A 21,878-nucleotide genomic window follows, 5' to 3' on the forward strand; every position below is an offset into this window, starting at 1 on the left:
GCCCCTGCATCATGACCGAACTCCCCAAGACCTTCGACCCCGCCGAAATCGAATCCCGCTGGTACGCCCATTGGGAAGACGAAGGCCTGTTCCGCCCCGAGCGCACCGGCTCCGAGCCCTGGACGATCGTCAACCCGCCGCCCAACGTGACTGGCAGCCTGCACATCGGCCACGCGCTCGACAACACGCTGCAGGACATCCTCGTCCGCCACGCGCGGCTGAAGGGCAAGGATGCGCGCTGGGTGGTCGGCACCGATCATGCCGGCATCGCCACGCAGATGGTGGTCGAGCGCCAGCTCAACGCCGCGGGAAGCAAGCGCACCGACTTCACCCGCGAGGCCTTCGTCGACAAGGTGTGGGAGTGGAAGGCGGAGAGCGGCGGCCAGATCACCCGCCAGCTGCGCCGGCTCGGCTGCTCGATGGACTGGGCGAACGAGCGCTTCACCATGGACGAGGGTTTCTCCAAGGCGGTCCTCAAGGTGTTCGTCGAGCTCCACCGTCAGGGCCTGCTCTACCGCGACAAGCGCCTGGTAAACTGGGATCCGGGCCTCGGCACCGCGATTTCGGACCTCGAGGTCGAGACCAAGGAAGTCCGCGGCAATTTCTGGCACCTGCGCTATCCGCTGGCGGACGGCTCGGGCTTCATCCAGGTCGCGACGACGCGGCCCGAGACGATGCTGGCCGACATGGCGGTCGCCGTGCATCCGGAGGACGAACGCTACAAGGCGCTGATCGGTAAGCAGGTCCAGCTGCCGATCACCGGCCGCCTGATCCCGATCGTCGGCGACGAGCATGCCGATCCGGCGCTCGGCTCGGGCGCGGTGAAGATCACGCCGGGCCATGATTTCAACGACTTCGAAGTGGGTGTTCGCGCCGGCATCAAGGCCGGCGAGATGCTCAACATGCTCGATGCCAAGGCGGCGATCTGCCAGACGCAGGACGGGGTGGTCCCCGCCGAGCTGGTCGGGCTCGATCGCTTCGAAGCGCGCAAGGCGATCGTGGCGCGGCTGAAGGACGAGGGCTTCCTCGTGCCCTTTATCGACAAGGAAGGCGCCGAGCACGACGCCGAGCCCCGCACCATCCAGACGCCCTATGGCGATCGCTCGGGCCAAGTGATCGAGCCGTGGCTGACCGACCAATGGTATGTTGACGCCGCGACGCTCGCCAAGCCGGCGATCGAGGCGGTCCGCTCCGGCGCGACCAGGATCGTGCCGAAGAGCTGGGAAAAGACCTATTTCAACTGGATGGAGAACATCCAGCCCTGGTGCGTCAGCCGTCAGCTCTGGTGGGGCCATCGCATCCCGGCCTGGTTCGATGCCGACGGCAACGCCTATGTCGCCGAGACCGAGGAAGAGGCGCAGGCGCAGGCGGGCGAGGGTGTTGCGCTCACTCGCGATCCCGACGTGCTCGACACCTGGTTCTCCTCAGCGCTGTGGCCGTTCGCGACGCTTGGCTGGCCCGAGAATGGCGATCCCACGCTTGGCGGGCGCTACTCGAACGACGTGCTCATTTCCGGCTTCGACATCCTGTTCTTCTGGGATGCGCGGATGATGATGCAGGGTTTGCACTTCATGAAGGAAGTGCCGTTCAAGACCCTGTATTTGCACGGTCTCGTCCGTGCTGCGGACGGCCAGAAGATGTCCAAGTCGAAGGGCAACACGGTCGATCCGCTGGGCATGATCGACAAGTACGGCGCCGATGCGCTGCGCTTCTTCATGGCGGCGATGGAAAGCCAAGGCCGCGACATCAAGATGGATGAGAAGCGGCTCGAGGGCTATCGCAACTTCGCGACCAAGCTGTGGAACGCCGCGCGCTTCTGCCAGTCCAACGGCATCGTCGCGAGCAAGCATCTTGAGGCACCGACTGCGGAACTGGCGGTAAATCGCTGGATTTTCGCGGAAACCATTGCGACGGTGCAGGCGCTGGACCTGGCGCTGGCCGATCTGCGCTTCGACGAGGCTGCGAACAGCATCTACCAGTTCGTCTGGAGCCGCTTCTGCGACTGGTATCTCGAGCTGATCAAGCCGGTGCTGCAGGGCGAGGGCGTTGCCGCCGCCGATGCGGAAGAGACCCGCGCGGTTGCCGGCTGGGCGCTCGACCAGATCCTCGTCATGCTCCACCCGTTTATGCCCTTCATCACCGAAGAGCTGTGGTCGAAGATGGGTCCGCGCGACCATGACCTGATCGTGGCGAAGTGGCCGATGGCCGATGCGCGGGCGCTCGATCCGTCGGCGGCGCAGGAGATCGACTGGCTGATCCGACTGGTGAGCGAGATCCGCGCGGCGCGAACCGAGCTCAACGTGCCGCCGGGTGCGCGTCTGGCGCTGCACGTCCGCGATGCGTCGGCCGAGACGGTCGCGCGTCTGGCGCGGCAGGAAGCGGCGCTGGCGCGGCTTGGTCGCGTCGACCAGGCGCAGGGGGATGCCCCTGCGGGCGGCGCGCTGCAGCTCGTTGTCGACGAAGCGACCTTCGTGATGCCGCTGGGCGACGTGGTCGACCTGGAGGCCGAGCGCGCGCGACTGACCAAGGCGATCGCAGCAGCCGAGAAGGAGCGTGACGGGCTTGCCGGGCGCCTCGGCAATCCGAGCTTCGTCGAGCGGGCCAAGCCCGAGGCGGTCGAGAAGGCGCGGGCGGATCATGCCGAGAAGGCGGCCGAGGCCGAGCGGCTGGCGGCGGCGCTGGCGCGGCTGGGGTAATCCAGACCAAGTCCCCCTCACCCTTCCGCGCCTTCGGCGCTCCCTCCCTCTCCCACCAGGGGAGAGGGAGAAGCGGCACCTGAATTCCCTCTCCCCTTGTGGGAGAGGGAAGGGGCCCGCCGCCGAAGGCGGTGGGAAGGGTGAGGGGGACTGGCTTAGGTTTAGGCGTCCACCGGCACCATCACATCGATCACCGCCGGCGCCACCTTCGCGGTAACTGGCGTCGTGGCCAGCACCTCGCCGTCGATCGAGATCGGCAGCGACGGCTCGGTCGCTACCCGCAGCGACGTGCCCCGGAAGGTCACGGTATCCTCCTTGCGCGCTTCGAGCCGCAGCACCGAGGCCGCCCAGTTGCGTACCAGTCGGGACTTGGTCGGGCCCTTCACCACCTGAACCACGATCTCGCCCGAGGCGACGCCGGCCTCGTCGACCAGTTCGGTGCCGCCATGAAACGGCCCGTTCGAGATCCGCACCTCCACCGCGCGCAGCCGCTTGGCGTCCTTGCCTTCGCCGACGATCACCGTGAACGGCTTGAACTTCACGAACTGCAGCGCTGCCCAGCTGAGATAGCCCATCCGCCCGAACCAGCGCTTGGCGTTGTGCGGCACGGTTTCGGCGATCTGCGGAGAGAGGCCGATCGCGGCGGTGCTGGCATAATAATCGTCGTCGATCATGCCGAGGTCGATCCGCTTCGGCTTGCCCTGCAGGATCGCATCGATCGCGCCGTCGACGTCGAGCGGGATGCCGAGCGAGCGGGCGAAGCTGTTCGCGGTGCCGAGCGGCAGCACGCCCAGGGTCACGCCCATGCCGACCAGCGTGTCGACCAGTCCGCTGATCGTGCCGTCGCCGCCGCCGAGGATCACCAGCTCGGGCTTCTTGGCCAGTACTTCGTCCAGCACTGCCTCCAGCCGATCGGGATCGTCGACCGCATGGGCGTCGACGGGCATGTCCTGCTCGCCGAAGCGGGCGCAGGCGCGGTCGAACCAGTCCTGGCCGTGGCGGGACTTGGTGTTGACGACCATCGCCGCCGATTTGAATGCCATGGGACCCCCTGAATTGATGACGGCAGCGTAACGCCCGCACGCGCCGATCGGGTCCATGCCCCCTGTTCCAGCGGACAGGTCGCCTTCGAAGGGACTTGCGCGTTTCTGCGCCCATGACTGCACCCGTCCTGCTCTGGTTCCGCCGCGACCTCCGCCTTGCCGATCAACCCGCGCTCGTCGCCGCGGTAGAGGAAGGGGCGGTGATCCCGGTCTATGTGCTCGACGACGAGACGGCGAAGCACCGTGCGATGGGCGGCGCCTCGCGCTGGTGGCTGCACCACAGCCTTGCAGCGCTCGACGCGGCGCTGCGCGCGAAGGGATCGCGGCTGATCCTGCGCCGGGGCAAGAGCGACGAAGAGCTGGCACGGCTCGCCGAGGAGACCGGCGCAAGCACCGTCCACTGCATCCGCCATTACGAGCCCTGGTGGCGCAATGCCGAGCGCGCGGTAGCGCAGCGCCTGACGCTCTGCTGCCACGACGGCAATTACCTGCTCCCGCCGGGCGCGGTGACGACGGGCGCAGGTAAGCCCTACAAGATCTTCACGCCGTTCTACCGGGCGCTGCGCGAGCGCCTGCCACCCGCCACGCCGCTGCGGGTGCCGCAGAAGATCGGCTCGCCGTCCAACTGGCCGAAGAGCGACAAGCTAGAGGAATGGGATCTGCTCCCAACCAAGCCCGACTGGGCCGGCGGCTTCCGCGAGGAATGGACGCCCGGCGAGGCCGGTGCGCACCAGCGGCTCCGGCGGTTCCAGGAACATGCCGCCCGCTATGACGACACGCGCAACCTGCCCTCGATCGAAGGCAGCTCGCGCCTGTCGCCGCACCTCCATTTCGGCGAGCTTTCGCCCGCGCAGGTCTGGCATGCGGTCGAGGATGCGGGCGGGCAGGTGGAGGAATATCTGCGCGAGCTGGGCTGGCGCGACTTCACCCAGAACCTGATCTGCCAGTTTCCGGACTACGCCACAAAGAATGGTCGCCCCGCCTTCGACAAGCTCGAATGGCGGAGCGGCAGGGATGCCAAGGCCGATCTCCGCGCCTGGCAGCGCGGGCAAACCGGCTATCCGATCGTCGATGCCGGGATGCGCCAGCTCTGGGCCACCGGCTGGATGCACAATCGCGTGCGGATGATCGCGGCCAGTTTCCTGATCAAGCATCTGCTGATCGACTGGCGCGAGGGCGAGCGCTGGTTCTGGGACACGCTGGTCGATGCCGATTACGGCAACAACGCGGTCAACTGGCAGTGGGTCTCGGGCTCGGGCGTCGATTCGAGCCAGTGGAGTCGGGTGATGGCGCCGCTCACCCAGTCCGAGAAGTTCGATGCGGCGGGCTATATCCGGCAATGGGTTCCGGAGCTCGCCAAGCTGCCCGACGCCGCGATCCACGATCCGGACGCGGCCGGATGCCGCCCGGCCGCCTATCCGCCGAAGCGCATCGACCACCGCGAGGCGCGGGAGCGCGCGCTCGCGGCGGGCCGGGCGGTTCGCTGAGGCGGCTCAGCCGCAGCGGGCGTCGGTGATGGTGCCGGCGGCGTCGACATGCAGGTTCAGCCGGTCGACACGGAAGTCCATTGTCACCGCCGAGCCGGGCTCGACCCAGCGGATGCGCTTGGCACCCGAGCGGGCGAGGGCGTCGGCCTCGATCGCGGGCGAGCGCTGCTTGCCCTTGAGGTCCTGCACGCGGTTGGCGTCGCATTCGACCATCGCCGGCAGTGGCTCGGCCTTCTTCTGGGGCGCGCAGCCGGCAGCCGTGCCGGCCAGTGCGAGCAGGGTGAGGGCGCGGATCATGCCGGATCCTCGGTGCGGCTCATCTTGAGCTTGCCGTTGCGCACCGCGAAGCCGAGCTGGCCCTCGACCAGCGCCAGCGCGTCCCGGCCGAACTGCTCATAGCGCCAGCCCTCCAGGATCGGCAGGTCCTTGCGCACCCCGGCGGCGAGCGCCTCGAGATCCTCCGAGCGCGCCAGCAGGCGGGGGGCGACGTTGACTTCCTTGGCGCGGATCTTGAGCAGCAGCTTCAGCAGGTCGGCCACCAGCGCGCCGTCCTTGCCGAGCGACGGCTTGCGCTCCTCGCGACCCGGCATCTCGTCGGCCGGCAGCGGCTTCGACTCGGCGATCGCCGCCATCATCCGCCCGCCGATATCGTTGCCCGCCCAGGCGGCGGAAAGGCCGCGCACCTTGGCGAGGTCGCTCTGCTTGCGCGGCGGATTGGCGGCGATGTCGGCCAGCGTCTCGTCCTTGACGATGCGGCCGCGCGGCAGATCCTTGCCCTGCGCCTCCAGCTCGCGCCAGCGGGCCAGCGCCTTGAGGCGTCCGAGCACCTCGGGCTTGCGGCTGTTGATGCGGACGCGCTGCCACACCTGGTCGGGATCGTTGCGGTAGTTTTCGGGGTTGGAGATGCGTTCCATCTCCTGATCCAGCCACACGCCGCGACCAGACTTGCGCAGCTTCTCCAGCATCTTGGGGAAGATCTTGGAGAGATGGGTCACGTCGGCGATGGCATAGTCGATCTGGCGCTTGTCGAGCGGGCGGCGGGCCCAATCCGTAAAGCGGGCGCCCTTGTCGACGACGATGCCGAGATAGGTGTCGACGAGATTGGAATAGCCGATCTGCTCGCCCTGGCCGAGCGCCATCGCGGCGACCTGGGTGTCGAACATCGGGTGCGGAGTCTTGCCGGTAAGGTTGTAGACGATCTCGATGTCCTGGCCGCCAGCGTGGAAGACCTTGAGGACATCCTCATTCTCGACCAGCAGGTCGAGCAGGGGCCCCATGTCGAGGTCCGGGGCCATCGGATCGATCGCCGCGGCCTCCTTGTCGTTCGCCACCTGGATCAGGCAGAGCTCGGGCCAGTAGCTGTTTTCCCGCATGAACTCGGTATCGACCGTGATGAAGTCGGACTTCGCGAGGCGTTTGCAGAGATCGGCGAGGGTGACGCTGTCTTCGATCAGACCATGAATGTGCATCGCATGCCCATATACCGGTCTTCGGGTTGACAAAAGTGGGGTGTGACCGGAATGCGCGCGGTCATAGTGTTTCAATATCGTCGCGCCGGCCCGGACCGGCACCGCCAAGCGTGGCGGGAAGACGCCAAGGTGAGAAGAACCGCATCATGCACGCCTATCGCACGCACACCTGCGCCCAGCTCCGCTCCGCGGACGTCGGGCAAACCGTCCGCCTGTCGGGCTGGGTGCACCGCAAGCGCGACCATGGCGACCTGGTGTTCGTCGATTTGCGCGACCATTACGGCATCACCCAGATCGTCACCGACGCGAGCGGCCCGGCCTTCGAGGCGATCGAGTCGCTGCGGTCCGAATCGGTGATCACGGTCACCGGCACGGTCGTTGCGCGCGATGCCAGCGTGGTGAACCCGAACCTGCCGACCGGCGAGATCGAGGTCCGCGCCGCCGAGGTGACCGTCCAGTCCGCGGCGGCCGACCTGCCGATGCCGGTGTTCGGCGACCAGGACTATCCGGAAGAGATCCGTCTGCGGAACCGCTACCTCGATCTCCGCCGCGAGAAGGTCCACAAGAACATCCTGCTGCGCTCGAACGTCATCGCGTCGCTGCGTAGGCGGATGATCGATCAGGGCTTCACCGAGTTCCAGACGCCGATCCTCACCGCGTCGAGCCCCGAGGGCGCGCGCGACTATCTCGTCCCCAGCCGCGTCCATCCGGGCAAGTTCTACGCGCTCCCGCAGGCGCCGCAGATGTTCAAGCAGCTGCTGATGGTCGCCGGCTTCGATCGCTATTTCCAGATCGCGCCGTGCTTCCGCGACGAGGACGCCCGCGCCGATCGTTCGCCGGGTGAATTCTACCAGCTCGACTTCGAGATGAGCTTCGTAACCCAGGAGGACGTGTTCGCGGCGATCGAGCCGGTGCTCCACGGCGTGTTCGAGGAGTTCGCCGACTGGGAAGGTATGGGCCGCAGCGTCAGCGCGCTGCCGTTCAAGCGCATCCCGTACCGCGAATCGATGCTGAAGTACGGCAACGACAAGCCGGACCTGCGCAACCCGCTGGTGATCACCGACGTGTCGGACTTCTTCAAGGGCTCGGGCTTCGGCCGCTTCGCCTCGATCGTCGAGGGCGGCGACGTCGTCCGCGCGATCCCGGCACCGGGCACCCACGAGAAGAGCCGCAAGTTCTTCGACGACATGAACAGCTGGGCGCAGAGCGAAGGCTTCCCCGGCCTCGGGTATGCGACGCAGAAGGACGGCGTGTTCGGCGGCCCGATCGCCAACAACCATGGCCAGGACGGCATGAAGGCGATGGCGGAAGCCATGGGCCTGGGCCCGAACGACGGCATCTTCTTCGCCGCGGGCAAGGAAGCGCAGGCCGCCAAGCTCGCCGGCCTGGCGCGCACCCGAGTCGCCGACCAGCTGGAGCTGATCGACAAGAAGCGCTTCGAGTTCTGCTGGATCGTCGACTTCCCGATGTTCGAATATGACGAGGACGCGAAGAAGGTCGATTTCAGCCACAACCCCTTCTCGATGCCGCAGGGCGAGCTGGAGGCGCTGGAGACCAAGAACCCGCTCGACATCCTCGCCTATCAGTACGACATCGTCTGCAACGGCATCGAGCTGTCCTCGGGCGCGATCCGGAACCACAAGCCGGAGATCATGTACAAGGCGTTCGAGATCGCCGGCTATACGCAGGCGGATGTCGACACGAACTTCTCGGGCATGATCAACGCCTTCAAGTTCGGCGCGCCGCCGCACGGCGGCTCGGCCCCGGGTGTCGACCGCATCGTGATGCTGCTCGCCGACGAGCCGAACATCCGCGAGGTGATCGCCTTCCCGATGACGCAGAAGGCCGAGGATCTGATGATGCACGCGCCGTCCGCGGTGAGTGACAAGCAGCTCAAGGAGCTGCACATCCGGCTGGCGCCGGGCATCGACGGCCCCAAGGCCGGCTGAGCGGAGGCCGGCGGTCATGCGCGTCGCGGTGTTCAACACCAAGGCCTATGACCGCCGCTTTCTTGCCGAGGCGAACGCGCGCTTCGGCCATGATTTGACCTTTCTCGAACCTCGCCTCGATGCGCTGACCGCCACGCTGGCGGCGGGGCATGAGGCGGTGTGCGTCTTCGTCAATGACGGCGTGGATGCGGCGGTGCTGGAAGCGCTGGCGAAGGTCGGCGTGCGGCTGGTGGCGCTGCGCTGCGCCGGGTTCAACAATGTCGACCTCGCGGCGGCCGAGCGGCTCGGCATCGCCGTGGTGCGCGTGCCGGCCTATTCGCCCCATGCAGTGGCGGAGTTCACCGTCGGGCTCCTGCTGGCGGTAGATCGGCAGATCCCGCGGGCATGGTCGCGGGTCCGGGAAAACAATTTCGCGCTGGACGGTCTGATCGGCCGCAATCTCCATGGTCGTACCGTAGGCGTGGTCGGCACCGGCAAGATCGGTGCGCTGGTCGCCCGCGCGCTGCGGGCCGGGTTCGGCTGCACGGTGCTGGCGAGCGATCTCCACGCCGATCCCGAGCTGGAGGCGATCGGCGTCCGCTATGTGCCGCGCGACGAGCTGCTGCGCACCGCCGAGATCGTCACGCTCCATTGTCCGCTCACGCCCGAGACGCATCGGCTGATCGACGCGCGGGTGATCGCCGAGGCGCGGGACGAGTTGGTGATCGTCAACACCAGCCGCGGCGCGTTGATCGACACAGCGGCGCTGATCGAGGGCCTCAAGGCGCGGAAGGTCCGCGCCGTCGCGCTCGACGTGTACGAGCAGGAAGCCGACCTGTTCTTCGAGGATCTGTCGAACGAAATCATTGCCGACGACCAGTTCCAGCGGCTGCTCACTTTCCCTAACGTGCTGATCACTGGCCATCAGGCCTTTCTTACCGAAGAAGCGCTGTCCGCGATCGCCGAGACGACGCTGGCCAGCATCGCCGATTTCGAGGCGGGGCGACCGCTTGCGAACCGGGTCGATGCAGCCTTGATCGCGCCTGCACGTTAGGGGCTCCCATGACGATCAATCTTTCCGACTACGAGGCCGGCGACCATTTCGACGGCGACTATGACGCCGAGCTCGCCAAGCTGCAGAAGCGCCTGAGCCATATCCAGACCGCGCACATCATCCACAAGCGCCGTGCGATCGTCGCGCTGGAAGGCTGGGACGCGGCGGGGAAGGGCGGCGTGATCAAGCGCCTCACCGCCGAATGGGACCCGCGCTACTATGAGGTGTGGCCGATCTCCGCGCCCACCCAGGAGGAGCTGTCGCACCATTTCCTCTGGCGCTTCTGGCAGCGCCTGCCTGCCCAGCACAACATCGCGGTGTTCGATCGCACCTGGTACGGCCGGGTGCTGGTCGAGCGCGTGGAGGGCTATGCCAGCGAAACCGACTGGCGTCGCGGCTATGCCGAGATCAACGATTTCGAGGCGCAGCAGGTCAACAATGGCGCAACGCTGATCAAGATCTTCCTGCACGTGACGCAGAAGACCCAGGACAAGCGGTTGCGCGACCGGCTGACCCATCCGTGGAAGCGCTGGAAGACAGGCATGGACGATTTCCGCAATCGCGCGCGCCGGGCCGATTATCTCGATGCGATGCACGAGATGTTCCACGAGACCGACACGCCGCATGCGCGCTGGACGGTGATCGACGGGAACAACAAGAAGGCGGCGCGGATCGCGGCGCTGACCGCGATTGCCGAGCAGCTGGAGAAGCACGTGCCGATGGTGCCGCCCGAGCTCGATCCGGAAGTGGTGAAGGTCGCCACCGAAGCGCTGGGGAAGTTCTGACGATCCTCCCCGGTACGGGGAGGGGGACCGCGCGGCGTGGCCGCGTGGTGGAGGGGGATCTCCGCGGGCGATGACCCTTGTGGACGCCCCCCTCCACCATGCTGCGCATGGTCCCCCTCCCCGTGCCGGGGAGGATCTAGAAGGTCACGCCGCTGCGAAGCTGCCGTCGTCGCCCATCACGTGCAGCACGCCGTCGGCGATCGCGAAATACGCCCCGTGGATCGTCAGCTTCCCCGCGGCCTCGCGCTCGGCGACGAAGGGGAAGGTACGCAGGTTGCGTATCGAGACGCGGACGGTCTCCTGCTCCATCGCGCGCACCGCTGCCGGGCCCTCGCCATGCTCCGCAACAATCCGCTCGCGCGCGCCCTCCAGCATGTCGACCCAATGCGCGATGAACCCACCTTCGCCATTTTCGGCATCGGCAAAGCGCTGGGTGAGCGCCGCATGCGCGCCGCCGCAGGCGCCGTGGCCCATCACCACGATCTCGGGCACTTCGAGCTGCGTCACCGCAAACTCCAGCGCCGCCGACACGCCGTGACGACCGCCGCCCATCTCGAAGGGCGGCACCAGATTGGCGACATTGCGCACCACGAAGATCTCGCCGGGTGAGGTGTCGAAAATCTGCGCCGGATCGACTCGGCTGTCGGAGCAGGCGATCACCATCACCTTGGGGCTCTGGCCCTCGGACAGCTCAGCCCAGCGCGCGCGCTGCTGGCTCCAGCCTTCGTTGCGGAAGCGGTGATAGCCGCCGATCAGTTCTCGAAATCCTGCCATGGGGCTCGCCTAACCGTCCTTGTCTGCCTTGTCGACGGCCCGAACGCACTTACGCCGCTTACGCTCCGTGCAACGCCATGCGCAATTTCCGGGACTGGCGAAACGCGTCCGGGCGCTCTATCTGCCCCCCATGAACGAGCAGACTCCGCTGCCGCGCCCCGAGCGCGTCCGCAAGCCCGACTGGATCCGCGTCAAGGCCCCCACCTCGGAAGGGTTCGCCAAGACCCGTGCGTTGATGCGCTCCAAGAACCTCACCACAGTGTGTGAAGAGGCCGCCTGTCCGAATATCGGTGAGTGCTGGACCAAGAAACACGCGACGGTGATGATCCTGGGCGACGTGTGCACGCGGGCCTGCCGCTTCTGCAACGTCAAGACCGGCATGCCGCGCAAGGTCGATCCGCTGGAGCCCCAGCACGTCGCCGAGGCAGCCGTGCAGATGGGCCTGGAGCATATCGTCATCACCTCGGTGGACCGCGACGATCTCCCCGACGGCGGTGCCAGCCAGTTCGTCAAGGTGATCGAGGCGATCCGCAAGGCGAGCCCGACCACCACGATCGAGATACTGACGCCCGATTTCCGCAACAAGCACGAGGCCGCCGTTGAAGCGATCGTCGCCGCGCGGCCGGACGTGTACAACCACAATCTCGAAACCGTCCCGAGGCTCTATCCGATGATCCGCCCGGGCGCGCGCTATTATGCCTCGCTGCGGCTGCTGGAGACGGTGAAGCGGCTCGATCCGTCGATCTTCACCAAGTCCGGCATCATGCTCGGCCTAGGCGAGCAGCGCCTGGAGGTCCATCAGGTGATGGACGACATGCGCTCGGCCGACATCGATTTCCTGACCATGGGCCAGTATCTCCAGCCGACGCCGAAGCACGCGAAGGTCGAGGAGTTCGTGACCCCGCAGAACTTCCAGGCCTATGGCGCGATCGCCCGGGCCAAGGGCTTCCTGCAGGTCGCCTCGACCCCGCTCACGCGCTCCAGCTATCACGCCGGCGAGGACTTCGCCGAGATGCGCGCGGCCCGCGAGGCCAAGCTGGCGAAGGCGAGCGCCAAGGCCTGATGCCCAAGCACAGCGAAACCCGGCATCTCCCCTATACGCCGGAACAGATGTTCGATCTGGTCGCCGATGTCGCGCGCTACCCCGAGTTCCTGCCCTGGGTGAGCGCGATGCGCGTGCGCTCGTCGAGCGACACCCAGGTCGTGGCGGACATGATCGTCGGCTTCAAGGGGCTGCGCGAAACCTTCACCTCGCGCGTCACCAAGGCACGGCCCGAGACCGTCCATGTCGAATATGTCGATGGGCCGCTCAAGCACCTGTCGAACGACTGGAAGTTCCGGCCGGACGGGCAGGGCGGCTGTTACGTCGATTTCTGCGTCGACTTCGCGTTCAAGAATCGGGTGTTCGAGATGCTGGCAGGCCAGGTGTTCGACCGCGCGCTCCGCAAGATGATCGGTGCGTTCGAGGAGCGCGCGGCGAAGCTCTACGCCGCTTCGGGTTCCTCGACCGGCACCTCGGGCGACGGCATCAACAGGTCGAGCGCGCACAACGCCGCCTGAAGGCGGATGCCGCCGCGGCCGTTATTCTCGAAATGGCGCGCGTCGGCGACGACGTGCTTGGGATCGGCGCCGCGGATCGCCTGGGCGAAGACGACGGTGCCGACCGGCTTGTTCTCGGTCGCCCCGCCCGGGCCGGCGATGCCGGTGATCGCCACGGCGACATCGGCCTTGGTGCGCTCCAGCACGCCCTGCGCCATACTCCAGGCCACCGCGATCGAAACGGCGCCGAAGGTTTCGAGCACGTCGAGGCTCACCTTCAGCACGTCCATCTTGGCGTCGTTGGAATAGGTGACGAAACCGGCGTCGAAGACGTCGGACGAACCCGGCAATTCGGTCAGCGCGGCGGAGACCAGGCCGCCGGTGCAGCTCTCGGCGACGGCGACGCGGCGGCCGGCGGCGCGGTTCGCGTCGATGACCTTACGCGCGGCTTCTACGAGTTCGGTGGGAAGAATCGTGTCCATAGCGGCGCCCCCTTGCCATTGGATGAAGGGTGTTACGAGTCAGTTCCTTGCAGGTACGCGTACGGTTGCGACAGCCTGCGCCGCCATGCCCTCGCCCCGGCCGGTGAAGCCCAGCCGTTCGGTGGTCGTGGCCTTGACGCTCACCTGTCCCGGATCAAGACCGAGGATCGCGGCGATCGAGGCGCGGATCGCCTCGCGGTGCGGCCCGATCTTGGGCGCCTCGCAGATCAGCGTCACATCGATGAAGTCGAGCACGCCGCCCTCGGCTGCGAGCAGTGACGCGGCATGTTCGAGGAAGCGCGCCGAGGCCGCCCCGCGCCACTGAGGGTCGCTGGGCGGGAAGTGCATGCCGATATCGCCCGCGCCGATCGTTCCGAGCAGCGCATCGGTGATCGCGTGCAGCGCGACGTCGGCATCGCTATGCCCGGACAGGCCCTTGCTGTGGGGCACGCGCACGCCGCCGAGCCACAGCGCCTCGCCCTCGGCGAAGCGGTGGACGTCATAGCCGGTGGCGGTGCGGACGCGCATGGAAGAAGCCAGCCGCGTCTCGGCGGCGGCGAAATCGGCGGGATGGGTGATCTTTTCGAGCATCGGGTCTCCGGGGACGAGTGCGACCTGGCCGCCGATCGCGCGCAGCATCTGGGCGTCGTCGGTCGCCTCCGCCTCGGCGGGCCATCGGCGGTGCGCATCGAGAATGGCATCGAAGGCGAAGGCTTGCGGAGTCTGGACGCGGTAGAGTGCGTCGCGCGGCACGGTGTCGCCGATCAGGTCCCCTTCGCCGCGGACGAGCGTGTCGGCGACGGGGAGCGCGGGGATCGCACCGCCGGTTGTGCCGAGGCTGGTCAGCAGGTCGTCGATTACCCGCGCCGGAAGAAAGGGCCGGGCCGCGTCGTGGATCAGGACATGGGTGAAGCCGCCGGCAAGCAGCGCCTCCAGCCCGTTCCGCACCGAATCGCGCCGCGTGGCGCCGCCGCTGACGAAGGGCGTGGTGCCCAGCGCCGCTTCGAGCAGCGCTTCCTGGCCTTCGCCGATCACGGTCAGCACTACGTCGATCTTGGGATGGCCGCTCAGCGCCTGATGGGCATAGGCGAGCAGCGGCTTGCCGCCGAGCAGGGCATATTGCTTGGGCACGCTGCCCCCGGCGCGGGTGCCGCTGCCGGCGGCGACAAGGATGGCGGCGGTCCTGAACGCGGTCATGGCGGAGCGCCTAGCCGAGTTTACGGGGCAGGGGTAGGCCTGCGCCGGCCGGGCAATGCTATGTCACGGCCCGCTCGGATTTCTGCGACCTTGCCCTTCCGGCCCCGGATCGCTACATGCGCTGCCTGATTTTCAGGCAGAATTGATGCGCGAACTCGCCCCCATCCAGATCGGCCCCGTGACGGTCGAAGCCCCGGTGCTGCTCGCGCCGATGACCGGCGTTACCGACCTGCCGTTCCGGCGCGCGGTGCGTCGCTTCGGCTCGGGGCTCAACGTCACCGAGATGATCGCCAGCGCCGCCGCGATCCGCGAGACGCGGCAATCGGTGCAGAAGGCCGCCTGGGATCCGATCGAGGAACCGGTCTCGATGCAGCTGGTCGGCTGCACCCCGCACGAGATGGCCGAGGCGGCCAAGCTCAACGAGGATCGCGGCGCGTCGATCATCGACATCAACATGGGCTGCCCGGTCCGCAAGGTGACTAATGGCGACGCCGGCTCGGCGCTGATGCGCGACCTCGACCATGCCGGCGCGATCATTCGCGCCTGCGTCGACGCGGTGAAGGCGCCGGTGACGGTCAAGATGCGGATGGGCTGGGATCTCGACAGCCTCAACGCCCCCGACCTCGCGAAGATCGCCCAGGACCTCGGCGCCAAGCTGGTGACGGTCCATGGCCGCACCCGCAACCAGATGTATCGCGGCTCGGCCGACTGGAGCTTCGTGCGCCGGGTGAAGGATGCCGTGTCGATCCCGGTGATCGTCAATGGCGACATCTGCTCGGTGGCCGATGCCCGCGAGGCGCTGGCGCAGTCGGGCGCGGACGGCGTGATGATCGGCCGCGGTGCCTATGGCAAGCCGTGGATCCTCCGCCAAGTGATGGACGCGCTGACCGGCAAGGGCGACAAGCCCGAACCGTCGATCGAAGAACAATATCGCGTCATCACCGAGCATTATGTCGAGACGCTTGGCCATTACGGCAACGAGGTGGGCGTCAACATGATGCGCAAGCATCTCGGGTGGTACACCAAGGGGCTGCACGGTTCGGCCGAGTTCCGCAACAAGGTGAACCAGGTCGTCGACCCGGTGAAGGTGCTCGACATGCTGGCGGAGTTCTACGAGCCGTGGCTTTCTCGCGCGGCGGCCTGAAGCGGTTCCGCCCGCAAACCGTAGAAGGACCCAGCTTCGCCGAGCTGTTTGGCGCGCTGCCGGTGGCGGTACTCGTGCTCGATCCGGACGGGCGCATCGCCCATGCCAATCCCGCCTGCGAGGTGCTGCTCAACCATAGCGAGACCAGCATGGTCGGCCAGCCATACGATGCGGTGCTGCTGCCCCCCGAGGACTATGCCGACCGCCGCGACGGGCGCGGCTTCGCGGCGTTCGATGCCGAGATCGAGGCAGTGCGCGGCGCGCGGCTGCGCGTCGACTTCCTCGAAAGCCAGGTGCCGGACCATCCCGGCTGGCGGATCGTGACGCTCCATCATGCCCCCCAGGCGCGCAAGATGAACCATGGCCTCGATCGGACCGCCGGTGCGCGTGCGGCCATCGGCGCTGCGGCGATGCTGGGGCACGAGATCAAGAACCCGCTCTCCGGCATTCGGGGTGCGGCCCAGCTGCTCCAGAGCGGCGGCGACCCTGAGACCAATGGCGAACTCACTCGGCTGATCACCACCGAAGTCGACCGCATCGCCGCGCTGATCGACCGGATGCAGGATTTCACCGACACGCGTCCGCTCGATCTGACCCCGACCAACATCTACCCGCTGCTCGATCATGGCCGCCGCGTGGCGCTGGCCGGCTTCGCGCGTGGAATCGTCATTGAGGAATGGTTCGATCCCTCGCTGCCGCCGGTGCTGGTCGATCGCGATGCGTTTCTGCAGGTGCTGATCAACCTGCTCAAGAACGCCGCCGAGGCGCTCAAGGGCCTCGCCCAGCCGCGGATCATCCTGTCGACCGCCTTCCGCCACGGCATGTCGGTCAATGCCGGCCCCGGCCAGCCGCGCCGGCCGCTACCGATCGAAATCTGCGTGATGGACAATGGGCCCGGCGCCCCCGCCGATATTGCCGAGCATCTGTTCGAGCCGTTCGTCTCGGGCAAGCCGGAGGGCAAGGGGCTGGGGCTGCCGCTCGTCGAGAAACTGGTGCGGGACATGGGCGGGATCGTCCAATATGCCCGCGAACGCGAACCGGAGGTTACGGTGTTCCGCATCCTGTTGCCGCGAGCCACGGCATGACGCCCGGCTCGGTTCTGGTCGTCGACGATGACGCCGCGATCCGCACCGTGGTCGCCGCCGCGCTCAAGCGCGAGGGGCACCGCGTCGCCACGGCGGCGAGCGTCGCCGAGCTGCGTCGTGCGCTCACCACCGGCGTGCCCGACGTGCTGGTGACGGACGTGGTGCTGCCGGACGGCAACGGGCTGGACGTCGTCTCCGGCCTGATGGCCGAGCATCCGACGCTGCCGGTGATCGTCTTCTCGGCGCAGAACACGCTGGCGACGGCCGTGCGCGCCACCGAGGTCGGCGCCTTTGACTATCTCCCCAAGCCGTTCGACCTCGATGCGTTGACCCATGCGGTGCAGAGCGCGATGGCCCGCGGCCGCCGTCGCCCCACTGACCAGCCCGATGCAGAGCAGGGCGGGGGCCCCTCGCTGATCGGCCGCTCGCCGGCGATGCAGGAGGTGTACCGGGTGATCGCCCGCGTCGTCTCCAACGACCTCACCGTGCTGATCAGCGGTGAGTCGGGCACTGGCAAGGAGCTGGTCGCCAAGGCGATCCACGACCTGGGCCCACGTCGCCGCGCGCCCTTCGTCGCGCTCAACATGGCGGCGATCCCGCGCGAGCTAATCGAGGCCGAGCTGTTCGGCCATGAACGCGGCGCCTTCACCGGCGCGCAGGCGCGCGTCGCCGGCAAGTTCGAGCAGGCGGCCGGCGGCACGCTGTTCCTCGACGAGATCGGCGACATGCCGATGGATGCGCAGACGCGGCTGCTGCGCGTGCTGCAATCGGGTGAGTTCACCACCGTCGGCGGCGCGCGGACGATCCGCGCCGATGTCCGCATCGTTGCGGCGACCAACAAGGACCTCGCCCAGCTGGTTCAGGTCGGCCAGTTTCGCGAGGATCTGTTCTACCGGCTCAACGTCGTGCCGATCAGCCTACCGGCCTTGCGGGAGCGGCGGCAGGACATTCCGCTGCTCGCCCGCCATTTCCTCGACCGGGCGGCCGAGGACGGGCTGCCGCGCAAGCAGCTCGACAAGGATGCGGTGGCGCTGCTCGAGACGCTCGACTGGCCGGGCAATGTCCGCGAGCTGGAAAACCTGATGCGCCGCATCGCCGCGCTCTCGCGTGACGAGTGGATCGATGCCGCCGCGCTCCGTCGTGCGCTCGGGGACGGCGGCGGTGCGCTGCCGGTCGCCCGCGACGCAGGCATCGAGGCGGCGATCCGTGCCCGGCTGGAGCGGATCGCGATCGAGGAGCCGCGGGCACTCGACGACGGCACGCTCTACGACCGGATCATCAGCGAAGTGGAGCGTCCGCTGATCGAGATGATGCTTGCGCGCCACCAGCAGAACCAGCTCCGCGCCGCGCGGGCGCTCGGCATCAACCGGAACACGCTGCGCAAGCGTCTGGATACGCTGGGGATTGCAACGCGCGGCGACGATCCGACAAGCTGACGACACGCGATCTGCGGCAGGCCGATGCGTGCGGGTGACAAATCCGCAATATTATGTGTTCTTTTGGCCACAATCCCTGTGTACACAGGGGGCAATGGTCGCCGTAGCTCCAACGAGTCTCGATAGCCCTGAAGATTGGTCGCGCCCCGGACGGGCGTTTCGGCTGGTCGAGATGCTGGTGGTCGCGCTGGCCGTCGCAACCCCGGTCATCACCTACTGGTTCGTTCGCCAGCATTCCAACCAGCAGCTGTTCAGCCCGGGTGTCGCCGCGGCGCTGCTGCTCGTCAACTTGCTCCCCTATGTTGCGCTGATCGTGCTGATCGGGCGGCGGATCGCGCTCAAGCGGACCGCGCGTTCCGCGCTGGCAGGCGGCGGGCGGCTGCACGTGCGGCTGGTCGCGGTGTTCTCGCTGATGGCCAGCGTGCCGATCGTGCTGGCGGTGATCGCCGCCTCGATCATGTTCCAGTCGGGCATCCAGCTCTGGGGATCGGAACGGGCGCGTGCGGCACTCACGTCTACCCAAGCGCTCGCCAATGAGGGCAAGGGGCTGGTGATCCAGCGCTGGAAGGGCGAGGCGCGGCAGATGGTCAGCGACATGCTCGAAACCTCGCCCAAGGTGCCCGAGCGTTCGGCCGTCTTCGAGGACTGGTTCCTCCGCCAGACCTATTTCCGCCAGTTCTTCCAGTCCGTGCTGTTCCGCGTGATCGACGGCAAGCGCGTCGAGGCGCTCTATGCCTATGAGGCGCCGTCCGGACCCACCTTCAAGCGTCGCGTCTCCGGCAAGGTGCTCAATGTGCTGCGCAACGAGGACAGCTACATCAATTACGATTCCGAGATGGTGTGGGTGGTGACCCCGGTCGACCGCTCGGCCAACCTGTTCCTCTATGTCGCCACGCCCAACAATGTCGACTTCCTGAACCGCCAGAACCTCGCTTCGGATCGGATTGGGCACGAATATTCGGCGCTGATCGCCCGCTCGCGTTCGCTCCAGCTGCAGTTCAACGCGGTGCTGTTCGGCGTCGCGCTGCTGATCGTCGGCATCGCGACCTGGATTGCGCTTGCCGTCGCGGATCGGCTGGTGCGTCCGGTCGACCAGCTGGTCCAGGCGGCGGGGCAGGTGGCGGACGGCGACCTCAGCGCGCGCGTGCCGACGCCCGAGCGGATCGACGAGATCGCCACGCTCGGCATCGCCTTCAACAGCATGACCGAGCGGCTGCAGGACCAGACCAACGCGCTGGTCACCGCCAACGCCCAGCTCGACAGCCGCCGTGCGCTGATCGAAGCGGTGATGTCGGGCGTGTCGGCGGGCGTGATCGCGATCGGCGGCGACCACCGCGTGCGGCTGATCAACGCCTCGGCGATCGCGCTGCTGCGCAACGCCGCCGAGCAGCCGGTCGGCCAGCCGCTGGAAGCGCTCGCCCCCGAGCTCGAGGCCATCCTGGCCAGCGGCGAGCGCGAGGGGATCGTCCAGATCGCCAGCGGCGGCGAGGCGCGGACGCTGGCGGTGAAGGTCACCACCGACGAGGGCGGCCAGGTGCTCACCTTCGACGACATCACCCAGCAGCTCAACGACCAGCGCCGCGCCGCCTGGGCGGACGTCGCCCGCCGCATTGCGCACGAGATCAAGAACCCGCTGACCCCGATCCAGCTCGCCGCCGAGCGGCTCCAGCGGCGCTATGGCAAGCAGGTAGATCAGAGCGACGGCGTGTTCGCGCGGCTGACCGAGACGATCGTCCGCCAGGTCGGCGATCTGCGGCGGATGGTCGATGAATTCTCCTCCTTCGCGCGGATGCCCAAGCCGATGTTCCGGCGCGAGTCGCTGCTCGACATCGCCCGCCAGGCGATGTTCCTGCACGAAGTCGCGCACCCGGCGCTGCGCTTCACCCTCGACGCGCCGGATCCGGCACCCTCGCTGGTGTGCGACCGTCGCCAGATCGGCCAGGCGCTGACCAACGTCGTCAAGAACGCGGTGGAAGCGATCGAGGCGCGTAATGACGCGCCGGGGCAGGGGGCGGAGCTGCCGCAAGGCGAGGTGCACCTGACCATCCAGCCCGAAGGCGACGATAGGCTGGTCCTCACCCTCGCCGACAACGGCGTCGGCCTCCCGGTCGAGCGCGACCGGATCGTCGAGCCCTATATGACGACGCGCAGCCGGGGTACCGGCCTGGGCCTCGCCATCGTCAAGAAGATCGTCGAAGAACATTGCGGCACGATCGGCTTTGCCGACCGCCCCGGCGGCGGCACGCTCGTGACGCTGTGCTTCGATACCGCGATGCTGGCCAGCGTCGCACTCACGGAGACGCCGGACGACGCGAAGGACGCGCGCCCGGCCATGCTCACCCGGATCGGAAGCAGAACATGAGCCTGGACATTCTCGTCGTCGACGACGAGCGCGACATCCGCGAACTGGTAGCCGGCGTGCTGGAGGACGAGGGCTACGCCACCCGCAACGCCGCGGACAGCGACTCGGCGCTGGAGGCGATCGCCGAGCGCCGGCCTAGCCTGGTATTGCTCGACGTCTGGCTGCAGGGCTCGCGGCTCGATGGGCTGGAACTGCTCGACGAGATCAAGCGGCGCGATCCCTCGATCCCGGTGCTGGTGATCTCGGGCCATGGCAATCTGGATACCGCGGTGGCGGCGATCCGTCGCGGTGCCTCCGACTTCATCGAGAAGCCGTTCGAGGCCGAACGGCTGCTGCTGATGGTGGCGCGTGCGACCGAGACCGAACGCCTCCGCCGCGAAGTCGCCTCGCTGCGCGCGGTGACGGGGCGGGGTAACGACCTGCAGGGCACTTCGACCGCCATCAACACGGTGCGCGCCACCCTCAAGCGCGTCGCCTCGACCGGCAGCCGGGTGCTGATCACCGGCGGCGCCGGCGTCGGCAAGGAAGTCGCGGCGCGGCTGCTCCATGGCTGGAGCCAGCGCGCCGATGCACCCTTCGTGATCGTCAGCGCAGCGCGAATGACCCCCGACCGGGTCGACGAGGAGCTGTTCGGGGTCGAGGAAAGCGGCGACCTCGTGCGCCCCGGCCTGCTCGAACAGGCGCATGGCGGCACGCTGTTCCTCGACGAGATCGCCGACATGCCGGTCGCCACCCAGGCGCGGATCCTCCGCGTGCTGACCGACCAGAGCTTCAGCCGCGTCGGCGGCACGCGCGTGGTGAAGGTGGACGTGCGCGTCGTCTCGGCCACGGCGCGCGACCTGATGGCGGAGATCGCCGCCGGCCGCTTCCGCGAGGACCTCTATTACCGGCTCAACGTGGTGCCGGTGCCGATCCCGGCGTTGACCGACCGCCGCGAGGACATCCCCGCGCTGGTCGAGCATTATGTCGCGCACTACGCCTCCGAGCGCCGCGTGCCGACGCCGGAGATCGCCGCCGACGCGATGGTCGCGCTGCAGAGTTATGACTGGCCAGGCAATGTCCGCCAGCTGCGCAACGTCGTCGAGCGTACCGTGATCCTGGCGCCGGGTGACCGGATCGGGCGGATCGATGTCGACCTGCTGCCCCCCGAGGTGCTGGGCCGCCAGAGCGACAGCGGCAGCGGCATGGCCTCGAATGCGATCATGGGCGCCCCGCTCAAGGAGGCGCGCGAGAGCTTCGAGCGCGAATATCTCCGCGTCCAGATCCGCCGCTTCTCGGGCAACATCTCGCGTACCGCGAGCTTCATCGGGATGGAGCGCTCGGCCCTGCACCGCAAGCTCAAGCTGCTCGGCATTACCGACGCACGCGAGGATTGAGCCGCTATGGACGGAAGCGCC

At 67.7% G+C, this 21,878-nt stretch carries 18 protein-coding genes; 12 read left to right on the forward strand and 6 right to left on the reverse strand.

The features are described from left to right. Positions 1-11 precede the first annotated feature (11 nt). Positions 12-2,696: a valine--tRNA ligase gene (locus tag ABIC35_RS04110; protein WP_121076913.1), complete on the forward strand. Its 2,685-nt coding sequence runs from the start codon at positions 12-14 to the stop codon at positions 2,694-2,696. A 161-nt stretch (positions 2,697-2,857) separates the two neighbouring features. Here the strand turns inward: ABIC35_RS04110 and ABIC35_RS04115 are convergent, their stop codons facing one another. Further along, positions 2,858-3,739, reverse strand: a complete 882-nt coding sequence (locus tag ABIC35_RS04115; protein ID WP_121076915.1) for a diacylglycerol/lipid kinase family protein — start codon at positions 3,737-3,739, stop codon at positions 2,858-2,860. Positions 3,740-3,852: 113 nt separating this feature from the next. Here ABIC35_RS04115 and ABIC35_RS04120 point away from each other — a divergent pair, with 113 nt between their 5' ends. Continuing rightward, complete coding sequence (locus ABIC35_RS04120) at positions 3,853-5,226, forward strand: cryptochrome/photolyase family protein (protein ID WP_121076917.1); 1,374 nt, start codon at positions 3,853-3,855, stop codon at positions 5,224-5,226. Positions 5,227-5,232: 6 nt separating this feature from the next. On the opposite strand, the gene ABIC35_RS04125 is transcribed toward ABIC35_RS04120, so the two are convergent. Both ABIC35_RS04125 and rnd read right to left on the reverse strand, forming a co-directional pair. Further along, positions 5,233-5,523, reverse strand: coding sequence for an I78 family peptidase inhibitor (locus tag ABIC35_RS04125; protein ID WP_121076919.1), 291 nt, complete (start codon positions 5,521-5,523; stop codon positions 5,233-5,235). Continuing rightward, complete coding sequence (rnd, locus tag ABIC35_RS04130) at positions 5,520-6,695, reverse strand: ribonuclease D (RefSeq protein WP_121076920.1); 1,176 nt, start codon at positions 6,693-6,695, stop codon at positions 5,520-5,522. The genes ABIC35_RS04125 and rnd overlap by 4 nt, the downstream gene beginning before the upstream one ends. A gap of 146 nt (positions 6,696-6,841) precedes the next feature. On the opposite strand from rnd, the gene aspS reads away from it, so the two are divergent. From aspS to ABIC35_RS04145, 3 genes are read left to right on the forward strand one after another with little or no spacing between them, the layout of a single operon-like run. Further along, entirely contained in the window at positions 6,842-8,644 is a 1,803-nt protein-coding gene (gene aspS, locus ABIC35_RS04135; protein WP_121076923.1) for an aspartate--tRNA ligase, read from the forward strand. A gap of 16 nt (positions 8,645-8,660) precedes the next feature. After that, positions 8,661-9,677 carry a 2-hydroxyacid dehydrogenase gene (locus ABIC35_RS04140; RefSeq protein ID WP_121076925.1) on the forward strand — a complete coding sequence of 339 codons (1,017 nt, stop codon included), beginning with the start codon at positions 8,661-8,663 and terminating at the stop codon, positions 9,675-9,677. 8 nt (positions 9,678-9,685) lie between these two features. Further along, positions 9,686-10,462, forward strand: a complete 777-nt coding sequence (locus tag ABIC35_RS04145; protein WP_121076927.1) for a polyphosphate kinase 2 family protein — start codon at positions 9,686-9,688, stop codon at positions 10,460-10,462. Between the two features lie 144 nt (positions 10,463-10,606). Here the strand turns inward: ABIC35_RS04145 and ABIC35_RS04150 are convergent, their stop codons facing one another. Beyond that, positions 10,607-11,236, reverse strand: coding sequence for a carbonic anhydrase (locus ABIC35_RS04150; protein WP_121076929.1), 630 nt, complete (start codon positions 11,234-11,236; stop codon positions 10,607-10,609). Positions 11,237-11,366: 130 nt separating this feature from the next. Here ABIC35_RS04150 and lipA point away from each other — a divergent pair, with 130 nt between their 5' ends. After that, positions 11,367-12,299, forward strand: coding sequence for a lipoyl synthase (gene lipA / locus ABIC35_RS04155; RefSeq protein WP_121076931.1), 933 nt, complete (start codon positions 11,367-11,369; stop codon positions 12,297-12,299). Next, entirely contained in the window at positions 12,299-12,796 is a 498-nt protein-coding gene (locus ABIC35_RS04160; protein WP_121076933.1) for a type II toxin-antitoxin system RatA family toxin, read from the forward strand. Before lipA ends, ABIC35_RS04160 begins: the two co-directional genes overlap by 1 nt. On the opposite strand, the gene ABIC35_RS04165 is transcribed toward ABIC35_RS04160, so the two are convergent. Further along, a complete protein-coding gene (locus tag ABIC35_RS04165; protein WP_121076935.1) occupies positions 12,721-13,257 on the reverse strand; it encodes a CinA family protein in 537 nt (178 codons plus the stop codon). The genes ABIC35_RS04160 and ABIC35_RS04165 overlap by 76 nt on opposite strands. Before the next feature lie 39 nt (positions 13,258-13,296). After that, positions 13,297-14,454: a bifunctional 2-C-methyl-D-erythritol 4-phosphate cytidylyltransferase/2-C-methyl-D-erythritol 2,4-cyclodiphosphate synthase gene (locus tag ABIC35_RS04170; protein ID WP_121076937.1), complete on the reverse strand. Its 1,158-nt coding sequence runs from the start codon at positions 14,452-14,454 to the stop codon at positions 13,297-13,299. Positions 14,455-14,599: 145 nt separating this feature from the next. Between ABIC35_RS04170 and dusB the strand changes: the two genes are divergently transcribed. The 5 genes from dusB (at position 14,600) to ntrX (ending at position 21,857) form a co-directional block, all read left to right on the forward strand. After that, a complete protein-coding gene (dusB, locus tag ABIC35_RS04175; RefSeq protein ID WP_121076939.1) occupies positions 14,600-15,598 on the forward strand; it encodes a tRNA dihydrouridine synthase DusB in 999 nt (332 codons plus the stop codon). Next, on the forward strand, positions 15,574-16,683 hold the full coding sequence (locus ABIC35_RS04180) for a two-component system sensor histidine kinase NtrB (protein WP_121076941.1): 1,110 nt from the start codon (positions 15,574-15,576) through the stop codon (positions 16,681-16,683). The genes dusB and ABIC35_RS04180 overlap by 25 nt, the downstream gene beginning before the upstream one ends. Beyond that, positions 16,680-18,119 carry a nitrogen regulation protein NR(I) gene (ntrC, locus tag ABIC35_RS04185; protein ID WP_121076943.1) on the forward strand — a complete coding sequence of 480 codons (1,440 nt, stop codon included), beginning with the start codon at positions 16,680-16,682 and terminating at the stop codon, positions 18,117-18,119. The genes ABIC35_RS04180 and ntrC overlap by 4 nt, the downstream gene beginning before the upstream one ends. A gap of 94 nt (positions 18,120-18,213) precedes the next feature. Beyond that, positions 18,214-20,481, forward strand: coding sequence for a sensor histidine kinase NtrY-like (locus ABIC35_RS04190; protein WP_121076945.1), 2,268 nt, complete (start codon positions 18,214-18,216; stop codon positions 20,479-20,481). Then, positions 20,478-21,857: a nitrogen assimilation response regulator NtrX gene (gene ntrX, locus ABIC35_RS04195; protein ID WP_121076947.1), complete on the forward strand. Its 1,380-nt coding sequence runs from the start codon at positions 20,478-20,480 to the stop codon at positions 21,855-21,857. The genes ABIC35_RS04190 and ntrX overlap by 4 nt, the downstream gene beginning before the upstream one ends. Positions 21,858-21,878: the final 21 nt, after the last annotated feature.

Origin of the sequence: Sphingomonas trueperi (assembly GCF_040545965.1) — a bacterium.
Taxonomy (GTDB): domain Bacteria; phylum Pseudomonadota; class Alphaproteobacteria; order Sphingomonadales; family Sphingomonadaceae; genus Sphingomonas; species Sphingomonas trueperi_C.

What these genes read in the sequence shown, in the direction of transcription:
- ABIC35_RS04110 (WP_121076913.1), top strand. Translation starts at nt 12, where the DNA reads ATGACCGAACTCCCCAAGACCTTCGACCCCGCCGAAATCGAATCCCGC.
- ABIC35_RS04115 (WP_121076915.1), bottom strand. Translation starts at nt 3,739, where the DNA reads ATGGCATTCAAATCGGCGGCGATGGTCGTCAACACCAAGTCCCGCCAC.
- ABIC35_RS04120 (WP_121076917.1), top strand. Translation starts at nt 3,853, where the DNA reads ATGACTGCACCCGTCCTGCTCTGGTTCCGCCGCGACCTCCGCCTTGCC.
- ABIC35_RS04125 (WP_121076919.1), bottom strand. Translation starts at nt 5,523, where the DNA reads ATGATCCGCGCCCTCACCCTGCTCGCACTGGCCGGCACGGCTGCCGGC.
- rnd (WP_121076920.1), bottom strand. Translation starts at nt 6,695, where the DNA reads ATGCACATTCATGGTCTGATCGAAGACAGCGTCACCCTCGCCGATCTC.
- aspS (WP_121076923.1), top strand. Translation starts at nt 6,842, where the DNA reads ATGCACGCCTATCGCACGCACACCTGCGCCCAGCTCCGCTCCGCGGAC.
- ABIC35_RS04140 (WP_121076925.1), top strand. Translation starts at nt 8,661, where the DNA reads ATGCGCGTCGCGGTGTTCAACACCAAGGCCTATGACCGCCGCTTTCTT.
- ABIC35_RS04145 (WP_121076927.1), top strand. Translation starts at nt 9,686, where the DNA reads ATGACGATCAATCTTTCCGACTACGAGGCCGGCGACCATTTCGACGGC.
- ABIC35_RS04150 (WP_121076929.1), bottom strand. Translation starts at nt 11,236, where the DNA reads ATGGCAGGATTTCGAGAACTGATCGGCGGCTATCACCGCTTCCGCAAC.
- lipA (WP_121076931.1), top strand. Translation starts at nt 11,367, where the DNA reads ATGAACGAGCAGACTCCGCTGCCGCGCCCCGAGCGCGTCCGCAAGCCC.
- ABIC35_RS04160 (WP_121076933.1), top strand. Translation starts at nt 12,299, where the DNA reads ATGCCCAAGCACAGCGAAACCCGGCATCTCCCCTATACGCCGGAACAG.
- ABIC35_RS04165 (WP_121076935.1), bottom strand. Translation starts at nt 13,257, where the DNA reads ATGGACACGATTCTTCCCACCGAACTCGTAGAAGCCGCGCGTAAGGTC.
- ABIC35_RS04170 (WP_121076937.1), bottom strand. Translation starts at nt 14,454, where the DNA reads ATGACCGCGTTCAGGACCGCCGCCATCCTTGTCGCCGCCGGCAGCGGC.
- dusB (WP_121076939.1), top strand. Translation starts at nt 14,600, where the DNA reads ATGCGCGAACTCGCCCCCATCCAGATCGGCCCCGTGACGGTCGAAGCC.
- ntrC (WP_121076943.1), top strand. Translation starts at nt 16,680, where the DNA reads ATGACGCCCGGCTCGGTTCTGGTCGTCGACGATGACGCCGCGATCCGC.
- ABIC35_RS04190 (WP_121076945.1), top strand. Translation starts at nt 18,214, where the DNA reads ATGGTCGCCGTAGCTCCAACGAGTCTCGATAGCCCTGAAGATTGGTCG.
- ntrX (WP_121076947.1), top strand. Translation starts at nt 20,478, where the DNA reads ATGAGCCTGGACATTCTCGTCGTCGACGACGAGCGCGACATCCGCGAA.